The sequence below is a fragment of the Phascolarctobacterium sp. Marseille-Q4147 genome, assembly GCF_017968825.1.
In the GTDB taxonomy this organism is placed as follows: Bacteria; Bacillota; Negativicutes; order Acidaminococcales; family Acidaminococcaceae; genus Phascolarctobacterium_A.
In genome coordinates this window covers 2,297,091-2,310,181 of the sequence record NZ_CP072874.1, presented here as the reverse complement: position 1 = coordinate 2,310,181, position 13,091 = coordinate 2,297,091, and the positions used below count along the sequence as shown (strand labels likewise).

15 protein-coding genes are annotated in these 13,091 nt (G+C 50.3%); 14 read left to right on the top strand and 1 reads right to left on the bottom strand.

Translation table 11 applies throughout. The features are described 5' to 3' along the window. From modA to KAH19_RS10545, 6 genes are all read left to right on the top strand, one after another. A complete protein-coding gene (modA, locus tag KAH19_RS10570; protein ID WP_210684556.1) occupies window positions 1–792 on the top strand; it encodes a molybdate ABC transporter substrate-binding protein in 792 nt (263 codons plus the stop codon). A 13-nt stretch (window positions 793–805) separates the two neighbouring features. Further along, window positions 806–1,837: a molybdopterin-binding protein gene (locus KAH19_RS10565; RefSeq protein ID WP_210684555.1), complete on the top strand. Its 1,032-nt coding sequence runs from the start codon at window positions 806–808 to the stop codon at window positions 1,835–1,837. Window position 1,838: 1 nt separating this feature from the next. Continuing rightward, window positions 1,839–2,183: a winged helix-turn-helix domain-containing protein gene (locus KAH19_RS10560; RefSeq protein ID WP_021720233.1), complete on the top strand. Its 345-nt coding sequence runs from the start codon at window positions 1,839–1,841 to the stop codon at window positions 2,181–2,183. Between the two features lie 232 nt (window positions 2,184–2,415). Beyond that, the gene (locus KAH19_RS10555) at window positions 2,416–3,042 is read left to right on the top strand and encodes a MotA/TolQ/ExbB proton channel family protein (RefSeq protein ID WP_009145240.1); all 627 of its coding nucleotides are present in this window, start codon (window positions 2,416–2,418) and stop codon (window positions 3,040–3,042) included. Window positions 3,043–3,058: 16 nt separating this feature from the next. After that, the gene (locus KAH19_RS10550) at window positions 3,059–3,472 is read left to right on the top strand and encodes a biopolymer transporter ExbD (RefSeq protein ID WP_021720231.1); all 414 of its coding nucleotides are present in this window, start codon (window positions 3,059–3,061) and stop codon (window positions 3,470–3,472) included. Beyond that, window positions 3,469–4,158, top strand: coding sequence for an energy transducer TonB (locus KAH19_RS10545; protein WP_210684554.1), 690 nt, complete (start codon window positions 3,469–3,471; stop codon window positions 4,156–4,158). Before KAH19_RS10550 ends, KAH19_RS10545 begins: the two co-directional genes overlap by 4 nt. 279 nt (window positions 4,159–4,437) lie before the next feature. Here KAH19_RS10545 and KAH19_RS10540 read toward each other — a convergent pair whose 3' ends face one another. Continuing rightward, complete coding sequence (locus tag KAH19_RS10540) at window positions 4,438–5,631, bottom strand: pyridoxal phosphate-dependent aminotransferase (RefSeq protein WP_210684553.1); 1,194 nt, start codon at window positions 5,629–5,631, stop codon at window positions 4,438–4,440. A 388-nt stretch (window positions 5,632–6,019) separates the two neighbouring features. On the opposite strand from KAH19_RS10540, the gene rimP reads away from it, so the two are divergent. The 8 genes from rimP to truB all read left to right on the top strand — a co-directional run bounded on the left by rimP (window position 6,020) and on the right by truB (window position 13,089). Further along, window positions 6,020–6,499 (top strand): ribosome maturation factor RimP, encoded by a 480-nt coding sequence (gene rimP / locus KAH19_RS10535; protein WP_246869372.1) that lies wholly within the window; start codon window positions 6,020–6,022, stop codon window positions 6,497–6,499. 24 nt (window positions 6,500–6,523) lie between these two features. Beyond that, window positions 6,524–7,597, top strand: a complete 1,074-nt coding sequence (nusA, locus tag KAH19_RS10530; RefSeq protein ID WP_210684552.1) for a transcription termination factor NusA — start codon at window positions 6,524–6,526, stop codon at window positions 7,595–7,597. Then, complete coding sequence (gene rnpM, locus KAH19_RS10525; RefSeq protein WP_365688225.1) at window positions 7,597–7,869, top strand: RNase P modulator RnpM; 273 nt, start codon at window positions 7,597–7,599, stop codon at window positions 7,867–7,869. Before nusA ends, rnpM begins: the two co-directional genes overlap by 1 nt. Continuing rightward, the gene (locus tag KAH19_RS10520) at window positions 7,856–8,152 is read left to right on the top strand and encodes a ribosomal L7Ae/L30e/S12e/Gadd45 family protein (protein ID WP_009145248.1); all 297 of its coding nucleotides are present in this window, start codon (window positions 7,856–7,858) and stop codon (window positions 8,150–8,152) included. Before rnpM ends, KAH19_RS10520 begins: the two co-directional genes overlap by 14 nt. Window positions 8,153–8,236: 84 nt before the next feature. Continuing rightward, window positions 8,237–10,786: a translation initiation factor IF-2 gene (gene infB, locus KAH19_RS10515; protein ID WP_210684550.1), complete on the top strand. Its 2,550-nt coding sequence runs from the start codon at window positions 8,237–8,239 to the stop codon at window positions 10,784–10,786. Between the two features lie 105 nt (window positions 10,787–10,891). Beyond that, window positions 10,892–11,269 (top strand): 30S ribosome-binding factor RbfA, encoded by a 378-nt coding sequence (gene rbfA / locus KAH19_RS10510; RefSeq protein WP_021720223.1) that lies wholly within the window; start codon window positions 10,892–10,894, stop codon window positions 11,267–11,269. Beyond that, entirely contained in the window at window positions 11,262–12,212 is a 951-nt protein-coding gene (locus KAH19_RS10505) for a bifunctional oligoribonuclease/PAP phosphatase NrnA (protein WP_210684549.1), read from the top strand. The genes rbfA and KAH19_RS10505 overlap by 8 nt, the downstream gene beginning before the upstream one ends. A gap of 1 nt (window position 12,213) precedes the next feature. After that, window positions 12,214–13,089 carry a tRNA pseudouridine(55) synthase TruB gene (gene truB / locus KAH19_RS10500; protein WP_210684548.1) on the top strand — a complete coding sequence of 292 codons (876 nt, stop codon included), beginning with the start codon at window positions 12,214–12,216 and terminating at the stop codon, window positions 13,087–13,089. Window positions 13,090–13,091: the final 2 nt, after the last annotated feature.

Below are 13,091 nucleotides of genomic sequence, written 5' to 3'. Positions count from 1 at the left end.
ATGAAAAAACTCTTATGCTTAGCATTTTCTTTGATGTTAGCTGTTATGGCTGCAGGCTGCGGCGGCAGTGCTAAGCAGGCTGCTGCACCGCAGGCCGGCAAAACACTGCGTCTGGCTGCTGCTGCCAGCATGGAAAAGGTATTTACGCAAAAGCTCATTCCGATGTATCAGCAAAAGCATCCGGAAATCAAAATTGAGGGCGTATATGATGCCAGCGGCAAGCTGCAGGCACAGATTGAAAGCGGTCTGGCAGCGGATGTGTTTATTTCTGCGGCCAACAAGCAGATGAACGCGCTGAGCGAGAAGGGCTATATGGATAAAAGCACGGTGAAGTCGCTGCTGGAAAACAAGCTAGTGCTGATTGTGCCTAAAAGTGGCAGCGAAATCAAAGGCTTTGAGGATTTCAGCAAGGCTAAGCATCCTGCTATCGGCGATCCGGCAAGTGTTCCTGCAGGCCAATATGCCAAGGAAGCGCTGACCAAGCTGGGCCAATGGGACGGTATTCAGTCCAAGGTAAGCCTTGGTACTAACGTAACACAAGTGCTGAACTGGGTTGCCGAAGGCAGTGCCGATGCAGGCCTTGTTTACGCTACCGATGCAGCGCTTTTGAAGGACAAGGTAACTGTTGTTGCCGAAGCTCCGGCAGGCTCCTTAAAGAAGCCGGTAATTTATCCTATCGGCGTGCTGGCGAAGGCTCCGCAGGCTGAGGCTGCCAAGGATTTTGCTGCCTTCCTGCAGACCGAAGAAGCTATGAAGATTTTTGCCGCCTACGGCTTTGCGCAGGCTAAATAAGAGGTAGATAAACATGAAATTAATTCGTACTGAGGATGCGGTCGGCAGTGTTCTCTGCCATGACCTGACACAGATTATCAAGGGTGTTACCAAGGATGCCGTGTTCCGCAAAGGACATGTGGTGCAGCCGGAGGATATTCCGGTGCTGCTTTCCATCGGCAAGGAGCATTTATACGTGTGGGAGGCAGACGAAAGCATGCTGCACGAAAATGATGCTGCACGCATTTTGTGTGACATCTGCAAAAATACCATGATGGATGAATCGCCTGTGAAAGAGGGCAAGATTGAGCTGGCTGCCGCTGCCGACGGTCTGTTTAAGGTGGACAGCGCGCGTCTGCGTCTGGTGAACAGCTTCGGACAGATGATGATTGCGACGCGTCACGGAAATACGCCGGTGAAAAAGGGCGATAAGCTCTGTGGTACGCGCATTATTCCGCTGGTTATCGAAAAGGAAAAGATGCAGCGTGTGCGTGAGCTCTGCGGTGATGAACCGCTGCTGCAGCTTTTGCCGTATAAAATCAAAAAGGCTGCCGTACTGGCAACCGGCAGCGAGGTATTCCACGGACGCATTAAGGATACTTTTACGCCCGTGCTGGAGGAAAAGCTGGCCGAGTTCAACGTAGAGGTAGTTTATAAGCAGGTGTTGGATGACAAACCGGAGCAGATTACCGCTGCGATTAAAACGGCGATTGAGGAAAAGGGCGCGGAAATGGTGCTTTGCACCGGCGGCATGAGCGTTGACCCGGATGACCGCACACCGCTGGCAATAAAAAACACCGGTGCACGCATTGTTTCCTATGGTGCACCGGTGCTTCCTGGGGCCATGTTTTTGCTGTCGTATTACGGCGAAGACCAGGTGCCTGTTCTGGGCCTGCCGGGCTGTGTGATGTATGCTAAGCGCACTGTTTTTGATTTGGTGCTGCCGCGTGTGCTGGCCTGTGACATCGTCACTGCCGACGAGCTGGCGGCCTTGGGCGAGGGCGGACTGTGCCTGAACTGTGCAGTGTGTACCTATCCTGCCTGCGGCTTCGGCAAGGGGTGGTAAAATGACCTACGCAGACCCGCAGCATTATCATGTGAAGGTGCGCGTGTATAACGAAAGCATTGATTTCGGCAAGGGCGTAGCGGAGCTTCTGCAGCGCATTGAGGCCACCGGTTCGCTGAGTGCTGCCTACAAGGCTATGGGGATGTCGGCCAGCAAGGCGTGGAAGATTCTGCGACGTGCGGAGGCAGACCTGGGCTTTGCGCTGGTCAGCAGCACGGCAGGCGGCAAAAGCGGCGGCAGCAGCGTGCTGACGCCGGAGGGACGCCTGCTGCTCGAGCGGTATACAGCCTTCAATGCAGAGGTGCAGTCGGCGGCGGCGCAGGCCTTCGCCAAGTATTTCAAATAACATAAAGCTTGTGGCAGTACGGGGAATTTTTCCTGTACTGCCTTTGTTTATATAGTTTGTGTTTTCTTGACGCAGATTAGTAAAGAGGCTATAATATAAACATCTAGTAAATAGCAACAAGTATCAGATATGGGAGCTGTGCCGACTTCCTTCCGCTGTGTATAGGCGGATGATGAGCTTGCGATTTGCCGCAAAAAAATTGCAGCGTTATTTTTTGAAAGAAGGTTTAAGTATGAGTATTTTTGCCGGAGCTGTTGATTATTTTGTTAAGGGTGGTCCCTGCATGTGGCCACTGCTGATGTGTTCCTTTGCCGCTATTGCTATTGGTGTGGAACGATATCTTTTCTATAAGAAGGCTATTTCCGGAGAAAAGTTCGCGAGCAGCTTCTGCCGCATGATGAATGACTTTAATCTGGTTGGCGCCAGTGAGCTGGCAGAGCAGAGCAAGGGTGAGGCTGCTGCTATGGCTAAGGAAATTCTGGATATTAAGGGTGACCTCGGCCAGCGTCTGGAAACTATTGTCTATACTAAAGCAGACCGTATTATCGACAGTCTGGAAAAAAATATTAACTATCTGAGCGTTGTTATCGGTCTTTCGCCGATGCTCGGTCTGCTCGGTACGATTACCGGTATGATTTCTTCTTTTAACGCTTTGAACGAAAGAACACAGAATCCGATGGCTGTTACCGCAGGTATCGGCGAAGCATTGATTACTACTGTTTTCGGCTTGTGCATTGCCATTATGGGTATGTGTATCCATGCTTATCTTACAAGTAAAATCAAAACCGAAACTCTGAATATCAACGAGGTCGCAGATACGTTGGTTGATATTTTCAAAGCTAACGAGCAGAGTAAATGAGGGGCGGTGTTGAAAAATGCGCAGACGTCGTAAAAGAGTGATGAAGTCACCGGAAATCATGCTCAGTCCAATGATTGATATGATTTTCCTGCTGCTGGTATTTTTCATTGTCAGCACTATGTATATGAGCGAGGTCAAGACGATTCCTATTCGCCTGCCGGTTGCCAAGCATTCGGAGAATGTCAGCAAGAGCAACTTTAATGTAACGATTAAAAAGGATGGCAGCCTTTATCTTGATGAAAATAAAATCGAGATGGATATGCTGGTTCAGAATGCTGCGATTGAAAGCAAGCATGATTCCTCCTTCTCTGTTATTATCAGAGCAGAGGACGAAGCGCCCTATAAAACTATTATCCAGCTGATGGATAAAATGAAGGGAGCAGGTGTCACACGCTTCGGTTTGGCTACGGATACAGGTGAGAGCAAATGAAGGACGAACAAAAGCGATTTGGCAAGGGCTTTGCCGTAGCTCTGGCTGTGCATCTTGTTCTTGCCGCCGGCCTTGGCATTTTCGGCTACCGCTTTGTGCATACGCCTCCGGAAATTTTAGAGGTTTCTTTGGAGGGCGGCGGTGGCGGCGCTGAAGCTCAGGAGGAAGAAATCGAACAGGCGGAACAGCAGGAAGAGCCTATCATTCAAAGCTTGGAGGATATTATTGACCAAAAGCTGAAGCCTAAACCGCAAAAGAAAGTTGTCAGGAAAAAGGCGACTGCAGCCCCCGGGCCGAAGGCTCCTGCCGGCAGCGGCACAGGTACAGGCACTGGTACCGGAACAGGCAGCGGCAGTGGCAGCGGAAGCGGCAACGGCAGCGGTAATGGCAGCGGCGAAGGCCGCGGCGTGCCGGTCAAGCCGCCACGCCTGCTGCGTGAGGTCGCACCTGTATATCCTGCGTCCGCACGCAATAGCGGCGCAACCGGTGTAGTAACTGTACGCATTCTGGTGGGTGCTGACGGCAGTGTAGAGGATGTAACGGTGGTTGGTTCCTCCGGCAACGGTGCTATGGATAACAGCGTTGTGACGGCAGTCAACAAATGGCGCTTCAGTCCTGCCAAGGACAAGTACGGGCAGAATGCACGCTGTCGCGTTACGCGTGCAGTAAGCTTTAACTTAAGATAGAATTATACGCAGATGCTTTTATGCAAAAAGCTGCCGTCTCCGGCTTGGACCGAAGGCTGGCAGCTTTAGCTTTTTATGCTATGGATTTTTCAGCTGAAAAAGAGAAAAACACGGTCATGAACATGCCGTGCTTTTCTCTTTGCCTTGTGTCTCACGGAAGGAGTGAGACGAAGTGGAAGGGATTAGATAAATACAAAAATCGTCGGCTGATATTTTATCAGCTGTGTATATTATACTATATGATAAAAGAACTTGTCTAATATTGAATCAGCATAACAGTTATTTCGCCTTGTTCAGATTTCTGTATTTCGTTACGAAGAGGGCGATGCGCTCCAACGCCTTATGCAGGATTTCTTCACTGTAAGCATAGGAGCAACGGATATAGCCTTCGCCACCGGCACCGAAGATATTGCCTGGGATTACGAGAACCTCCTGCTCCTCCAGCAGCTTTTCAACAAATTCCATGCTGGAAAGGCCGGTTTCCTTGATGCAGGGGAAAACATAGAAGGCGCCTTCGGGCTCATACAGCGGCAGTCCCATCTTGTGGAAGCCGTCAATCATAATCTGACGGCGGCGGCTGTATTCGGCAACCATATTGTCAACGTCCTGACGGCAGTATTTCAGTGCCGCAATCGCGCCGTACTGTGCCGTAACGTTGGGGCAGAGCACAACATACTGATGCAGGATGTTCATAGCGTTGATGATTGCTGCCGGTGCCATGATATAGCCAAGACGCAGGCCGGTCATAGCGTAGGCCTTGGAGAAGCCGTTGAAAATAATGGTGCGGTCGCGGAATTCCGGGAAGGAGGTGAACATGGTGTGTGTTTTGCCGCCGTAGGTAAGATGAGCATAAAGCTCGTCACTGATGACAATCAGGTCATGCTTTACAGCCCAGTCGCCGATAGCCTTAATCTGCTCCTTGCTCATAATAGCGCCGGTCGGATTATTGGGATAGCCAAGCATAATAGCCTTGGTCTTGGGCGTAACAGCCTTTTCCAAATCTTCGATGGTAGGCACAAAGCCGTTTTCCTGATAGGTTTCTACGGAAACAGGCTTGCCGCCTGCCAGAATAACGCAGGCCTTGTTGGCAACGTAGCAGGGCTCGGGAAGAATAATTTCGTCATCGGGATGCATAATGGTAGTAATAGTGGTGTACAGTGCTTCGCTGACACCGACGGTTACCATGATTTCGGTTTTCGGGTCGTATTTAACGCCGTAGTTTTTATGGATATCATCCGCAATTGCTTCGCGCAGCTCCAAAAGGCCGAGCGTAGGAGTATAGCAGCTTTTGCCTTCGCAGATGCTGTTGATTTCGGCATCCTTGACAGCCTGCGGAATATCAAAATCGGGTTCGCCGACGCTGAGAGGCACAATGTTGGGGTTAGCGGCCATAATATCAAGAAACTTTGCCAGACCGGAGGGAGGCAGTGCTTTAATAAAGGGAGAAACAGCAGCATCAAAATTATAGGACATAAAAATACCACCTTTCATAAAAAGCTTGTCGATAAAGCGCCCTTGTCCAAACTGACACTTTTTCCACAATCTCTATCTGTTTACTGTATTACTGTAGCAGATATTTTTGCCACTGACAAGGGAAAGCGCAGTGTATACATTTTACGTGGCAGATTTAGCATTTTTCTGTATAAAATTTAACATATAATAACTAGATATAGCGTAAGCTACTTGCAAGACTTGTCAACAGATGCTATAATAAGGATAGCCAAAATAAGTATGACTTGTGAAAGAGTGGGTTTAAAGCCCGCTCTTTCCGCTTATTATGATGTTTCTGACGCATTTGCGGCAGAGGCAGGTGTTGGCCGCAAGGTTAATACAGAAAGAAAAACTTAATATGGAGGTGAAAATGATGCAGGCAAAAGAAGTTGAAGCACTGATTACCGCAATGGTAGAACCCCTTCTGCAGGATACCGGGCTTACTCTGGTTGATGTAGAATATGTGCGTGAAAAGGACTGGTACCTACGGATTTTTCTCGATAAGCCTGGTGGAGTTGAAATTGATGACTGCCAGATGGTGAGCGAAAAGCTGACGGAGATTCTGGATGCAGAGGATCCTATTCCCGACAAATACTTTTTGGAGGTTTCTTCTCCGGGCATTGACCGTCCGCTGAAGAAGGACAAGGACTTTGAAGCTGCCTACGGCACCAAGGTTGACATTATGTTCTATACTCCGTGGGAGGGAATGAAAAATCTGACCGGCATTCTGGTAGCACATGATGACGAAGCTGTACAGGTTAAAAAGATTATTAAAGGTAAGGAATTCAAAAATCCTGACCGCATTGAACGTAGGCTGATTGCGAATATCAGACCGCATATAGACTTTTAATTTAAGAAATAGGAGGCTTATTAAGTGAACGCAGATTTTATCTCAGCAATCCAGGAATTAGGAAAGGAAAAGGGTATTGACCCCGAGCTTTTGTTCCAGGCTGTTGATGACGCTTTGGTTGCTGCTTACAAGAAGAACACAGGCACAAACCAGAATGTCCGTGTTGAAATGAATAAAGAAACCGGTGAAATCCATGTATATGCTCAGCGCACTGTTGTTGAAGGCGAGGCTGACGGCATTAACGAAATGACTCTGGAGGATGCTCAGGCAATCAACCCGCAGTATCTTGCAGGCGATATCGTAGAGGTTGAGGTTACACCGAAAAACTTCGGCCGTATTGCTGCCCAAAACGCTAAACAGTTTGTTGTACAGCGTATCCGTGAGGCAGAGCGCGGACAGGTGTATGAACGCTTCCAAAGCCGTGCCAATGATATCGTTACCGGTATTATCGAGCGCATGGAAAACCAAAACGTTTATATCGATTTGGGCAAGGTTGAAGCTGTGCTGACTCCGAACGAGCAGATTCCCGGTGAAATCTACCAATACCATGAGCGTATGAAAACCTATATTGTTGAGGTTAAGCGCACCAACAAGGGACCGCAGATTATGGTTTCCCGCACTCATCCCGGCCTGCTGAAGCGCCTGTTTGAGCTGGAGGTTCCGGAAATCCATGACGGTGTTGTTGAAATCAAATCCGTTGCCCGCGAGCCAGGTATGCGCTCCAAAATTTCCGTATATACCGCTGACAGCAATGTTGATCCGGTAGGTGCCTGCGTAGGCCACAAGGGCATGCGTGTGCAGACTATTGTCAACGAGTTGCGCGGTGAAAAGATTGATATTGTAAAATACAGTGAAGATCCGGCACAATATGTTGCCAATGCTCTGAGCCCGGCAAAGGTTGTTAAGACAACCGTTAACGAAGCAGATAAAATCTGCCGCGTTGTCGTACCGGATTACCAGCTGTCCCTGGCTATCGGCAAGGAAGGCCAAAATGCCCGCTTGGCTGCTAAGCTGACCGGCTGGAAAATTGATATTAAGAGCGAAACTCAGGCTGCTGAAGAGGCTGCTGCTGAGCCTGCTCCCGTGGAAGAAGCATGATGAAGGTAAAAAAAATTCCGCAGCGTAAATGCTTAGGCTGCAATGAAATGAAGGATAAAAAGGCTCTGCTGCGCGTTGTACGTTCACCTGAGGGTGAGGTCAGCCTTGACCTCACCGGCAAGAAGAACGGACGCGGCGCATATGTCTGCCCCGATAAGGAATGCATTACCAAGGCCGTAAAGGAGAAACGTCTGGAGCGCGCTTTGGAAAAGCCTATCGGTGAGGATGTACTCAAGCAGCTGCTGGAGGATTTCGAACATGGCAGGCAATAATGTTGCTTTTGCTTTAGGGTTGGCGCAAAAGGCAGGCAAAACCGCTTCCGGCGATGTAGCTGTGCGTGCTGCCTTAAAAAGCGGCAAGGTCAAGGTACTTGTTTTGGCACAAGATGCTGCCCCTAATTCAAAAAAGGAAATTTATTTCCTGGCAGAGATGGCAGGCGTGCAGGTAATTGAGCTGTTGACGCGCAATGAGCTGGGCTATGCAATCGGCAAAGGACCGAGAATAGCTGTGGCTATTACCGATGCGAATTTTGCCAACATGCTGTTGAAAAAATAATGATTTAAATCACAGTTGTCTGCGCAGCTTGTGCAAGCTCCGCAGATGAGTCTGCTTCTTATTATCTGGTCTGGAGGTGGATGAATGGGTAATAAAAGAATATATGAGGTTGCCAAGGATTATGGCAAACCGGTAAATGAGGTCATTGACCTGTTGAAGAAAAATAATATCGAAAAAACTAATTTTAGTGCAGCTGATGACAAGGCTATGTCTGTTATCCGTAAAGCATACGATAAAAAACCAGAACCGCCCAAACCGGCGAAGACGGAAAAACGTGATGTCAGCAAACCGGCTGCTCCTGCGCATCCGCAGGCTACAGCTAAAAGAAACGATAACAATATGAATAGGAATAACGGACAGAGGAATATGCAACAAAATCAACGCAATAACAACAACGCTCAACAAGGGCGTAACGAAAATCGTCAGGGCGGCCGCAACGAAGGCCGTCCGCAGCAGAACCGCGGTGGCCAGCAGGGCAACCGTCAAGGCGGCCAGGGTGGCCGTAACGAAGGTCGTCCGCAAAACCGCAATGGCCAGCAGGGCGGTCAGGGCAACCGTCAGGGTAACCGCAATGGCCAGCAACATCAGGGCGGTATCTTTGTAGGTCCTAAGAGCCAGCAGGGCCCGAGCGTACACGGTGAAAGCCGTGCACAGGTTAGCGGTGGCCGCAGCGAAGGCCGCAGCAGCGGTCGCAGCGAAGGCGGTCGCGATAACCGTCAGGGCGGTCGCAACGCAGGCAAGAGCCGTAAGGACAACAAGCCGCAGATTAAGGGCAGCTACGCTACCCGCGAAAGCCGTCCGAACCGCAGCGCCGGCCATCAGATGCCGGTAAACCGCGGCGGCAAGAAGCCCGCACCGAAGCAACAACAGGCTCCGGTAGAAATCGTTCGTCCGACCTACGTTGAAATCGGCGAATCTATCAATGTACAGGAATTTTCCAAGCTCATTAAGCGTGAGGTTAATGAAGTAATCAAGGCTCTGTTTATGTTGGGCGTAATGGTTACCATCAACCAGGATATCGATTTCGATACCGCACAGCTTATTGGCGACAACTTCGGTGTAGAGGTTGGCCAGAAGGCTCCGGAAGAGGATCCGACCGAGATTCCCGAGGTTGACGATCCGCCTGAAAAACGCATTCCGCGTCCGCCGGTTATTACCGTTATGGGTCACGTTGACCATGGTAAAACCTCCTTGCTGGACGCTATCCGCAAAACCAACGTTACTTCCCGCGAAGCCGGCGGTATTACCCAGCACATCGGTGCTTATAAGGTAAACTACCAGGGCAAGCAGATTGTATTCCTGGATACCCCGGGCCATGAGGCTTTCACCGCTATGCGTGCCCGCGGCGCACAGGTAACCGACGTTGCAATTCTGGTTGTAGCAGCAGATGACGGTGTAATGCCGCAGACCATCGAGGCTATCAACCATGCTAAGGCTGCAAAGGTACCTATCATTGTAGCTATCAACAAAATCGACCGTCCGGGCGCAAATCCGGATCACGTTAAACAACAGCTGGCCGAGCATGAGCTCATTCCTGAGGATTGGGGCGGCGACACCATTATGGTTCCTGTTTCCGCACATCAGAAAACCGGCATCAGCGACTTGCTGGAAATGATTCTGCTGGTTGCTGAAATGCAGGAGCTGAAAGCTAACCCGAATCTGCCTGCTCACGGCACCATCATCGAGGCACAGCTGGACAAAGGCCGCGGCCCGGTTGCTACCGTACTGGTACAACGCGGTACTCTGCATATCGGTGATACCATTATTGCCGGCACCTCCTATGGTAAGGTTCGTGCAATGATCAATGACCGTGGCGAAAAGGTTAAGAAGGCTCTGCCTTCTACCCCTGTAGAGGTACTGGGCCTGAACGATGTACCGGCTGCCGGCGATATCCTGGACAGCACCGATGAAAAGACTGCCCGCGGCGTTGCCGAAAAACGTATCGCCAAGAAGAAGGAAGAGGAAATCAAGCTGAACTCCAAGGTTTCTCTGGATGACCTGTTCCAACGCATTAAAGAAGGCGAAATCAAAGAGCTGAACATCGTTGTTAAGGCTGACGTTCAGGGTACCATCGAAGCATTGAAGGCATCCCTGGAGAAAATCAAAAACGATGAGGTTAAGGTTGCCGTTGTCCATGCAGGCGTAGGCGCTATCACCGAGTCCGACGTAATGCTGGCATCCGCTGCCAACGCTCTGATTATCGGCTTTAACGTTCGTCCTGACGCTAACGCGCGCAAGGCTGCCGAAACCGAGAAGGTTGACGTACGCACCTACCGCGTTATTTACGACGCTATCAACGACGTTGAGGCTGCTATCAAGGGTATGCTTGCTCCTAAATTCAAAGAGGTTATCCAAGGCCGCGTAGAAATCCGTCAGATGATTACTATTTCCAAGCTGAAGATTGCCGGCTGCTATGTAGTTGAAGGCAAGGTTACCAACAGCTCCAAGGTTCGTGTTGTCCGTGACGGTATCGTTGTTCACGAGGGCGTTATCGAATCTCTGCGCCGCTTCAAGGACGATGTGAAGGAAGTTGCCCAAGGCTTTGAATGTGGTATCACTTTAGAGAAATTCAGCGACCTTAAAGAGGGCGATATCTTTGAAGTATACGACATGGAAGAAATCGCAGTAGAATAGTCTGCCGCATAAGGCACATTGCGCAGGAATGCCGGCCGTATACGCCGCATTCCCCGCAGCTGCTGCCTGTACGTCAGTCTGTATCTATATATAGAGGAAAAGAAAATGGCAAGACTTAGAGTAGAAAAAGTACAGGAGGCCATCAAGCACGAAATCAGCAAAATGCTGCTGCATGATGTCAAGGATCCGCGCATTCAGTTTGTTACCGTAACCGGCGTGGAGCTGACAGATGACATGAGCTATGCCAAGATTTTCATCAGTATGTATGGTCCCAAGGATAAACAGGATGAAACCTGGAAAGCTCTGAACAAGGCATTAGGCTTCATGCGTACGGAAATCGCCAAACGCATCCGCCTGCGCTTTGCACCTACCCTGATTCTGCAGAAGGATACCTCCGCAGAATACAGTGCACATATTCAGAGCATCTTAGATAAGATTAAGCAGGAAGAAAAGCCTGCAGCCGAGGAAGCAGAGCATGAGTAAGGAGCTTAGCCTGCAGGAAACAGGCGCTATGCTGCTGGCGGCAGAAAAAATTGTGCTGTGCACTCATGTAAGCCCGGATGGTGATACCCTGGGCTCCACTTTGGGACTGGCACGCTTTTTGCTGGCACAGGGCAAGCAGGTTACTGTTTTCTGTGATGACGTTATCAACAAAAGCTTTAGCTTTTTTCCCGGTATTGAATTGTGTGAACGCCCGGTAGAGGGCAGCAAGCTGCAGACGGATTTGCTGGTAGTTATTGATGCCAGCTCCTTTGACCGTGTAGGTCTGGTGTCCGAGGTTGTGGAAGCAAAAACGCTGCTGAACATTGACCACCATATTTCCAACGAACGCTTCGCTGAATATCTCTACTTGGATGCTAAAGCAGCAGCCGTGGGCGAGGTAATGTGTGATCTGTTCATGGCGATGCAATGGCCCTTTGATAAGGAAATTGCTACCTGCTTTTACACAGCAATCAGCACAGACTGCGGCTCCTTCCGCTATGCCAACACTACGCCGAAAACTATGCGTAATGCTGCCAAACTGCTGGAATACGGCGTGCAGCCTAACGAAATCAGCGATGCACTGGACGTGCGCTCCCGTGATACGGTAGAGATGCTGGCCAAGGTACTGCCTTCGCTGACCTTCGCTTATGATGGCAAAATTGCTTATCTCACAATTACCAACGATTTATATGACAAGGATGTCCAGACCGACAGCTTTGTGTCCTACCCGCGCTATATTGAGGGCGTTGACGTAGCTATTATGTTCAAGGCCGTTGAGCCGGCGGTAACGCGCGTGAGCATGCGCTCCAAGAGCGTTGACGTATCCGCTGTGGCTGTAGCCTTCGGCGGTGGCGGTCATCTGCGGGCAGCAGGCTGTACGATTTATGCACCGGTAGAGGAGGCTCGCACTCAGCTGCTGGAAGCATTGGGCAAATTGGTTTAATATGGACGCAATTTTTAATGTATTAAAACCACCACAGATGACATCGCATGATGTTATCGGCTTTTTGCGGCGCGTGCTTAACACAAAGAAAATCGGACATGGGGGAACTCTTGACCCTGACGCGGCAGGAGTTCTTCCTGTTTTTGCGGGCAGTGCCACCCGTCTGCTGGAATTTGCTGTAGAAGGCCGCAAGGAATATATTGCTGAATTTACGTTGGGAGCGCAGACCGTTACCGGCGATGACAGTGGTGATGTTGTCAAAACGATGCCTGTTCCCGCATTCGGCAAACAGGAGCTGGAAGCGGTGCTGGCGCAATTTACCGGCAAGCAAATGCAACTGCCGCCGATGTATTCGGCAATCAAAATCAACGGCAAAAAGTTGTATCAGCTGGCTCGTCAGGGCGTAGAGGTGGAACGCACCGCACGTCCTATCGAGGTCTATAAGCTGGAGCTTCTGCATTATACTGCAACGAGCTTTACCGTGCGCGTGGCCTGCTCCAAGGGTACCTATATCCGTGTTTTGGGCGAGGACCTGGCAACGGCGCTTGGAACCTGCGGCACGATGAGCTTTTTGCTGCGCACGCAGGTGGGAGCCTATACGATTGACAAGGCCTGCACGCTGCAGGAAATCGCGGATAACCCCGAAGCCTGTGCCGCAGAGCCGCTGACTGCCGTTGCCGAGCTGCCCAAGCTTAAGGTAAACGCCCGGCAGGCGGCACGCATCACCAATGGTGTGCGCACCACGGTGGCGCAGACTGCCGACGGCAGATACGTCCTGCTTGGGCCGGGAGATGAATTCTTAGGCATCGTCCGTTGTGAGCAGGAGCGCCTGCAGGCAGAAAAAATCTTAGAGCATTACCCGATGCCAGAGGAATAAGC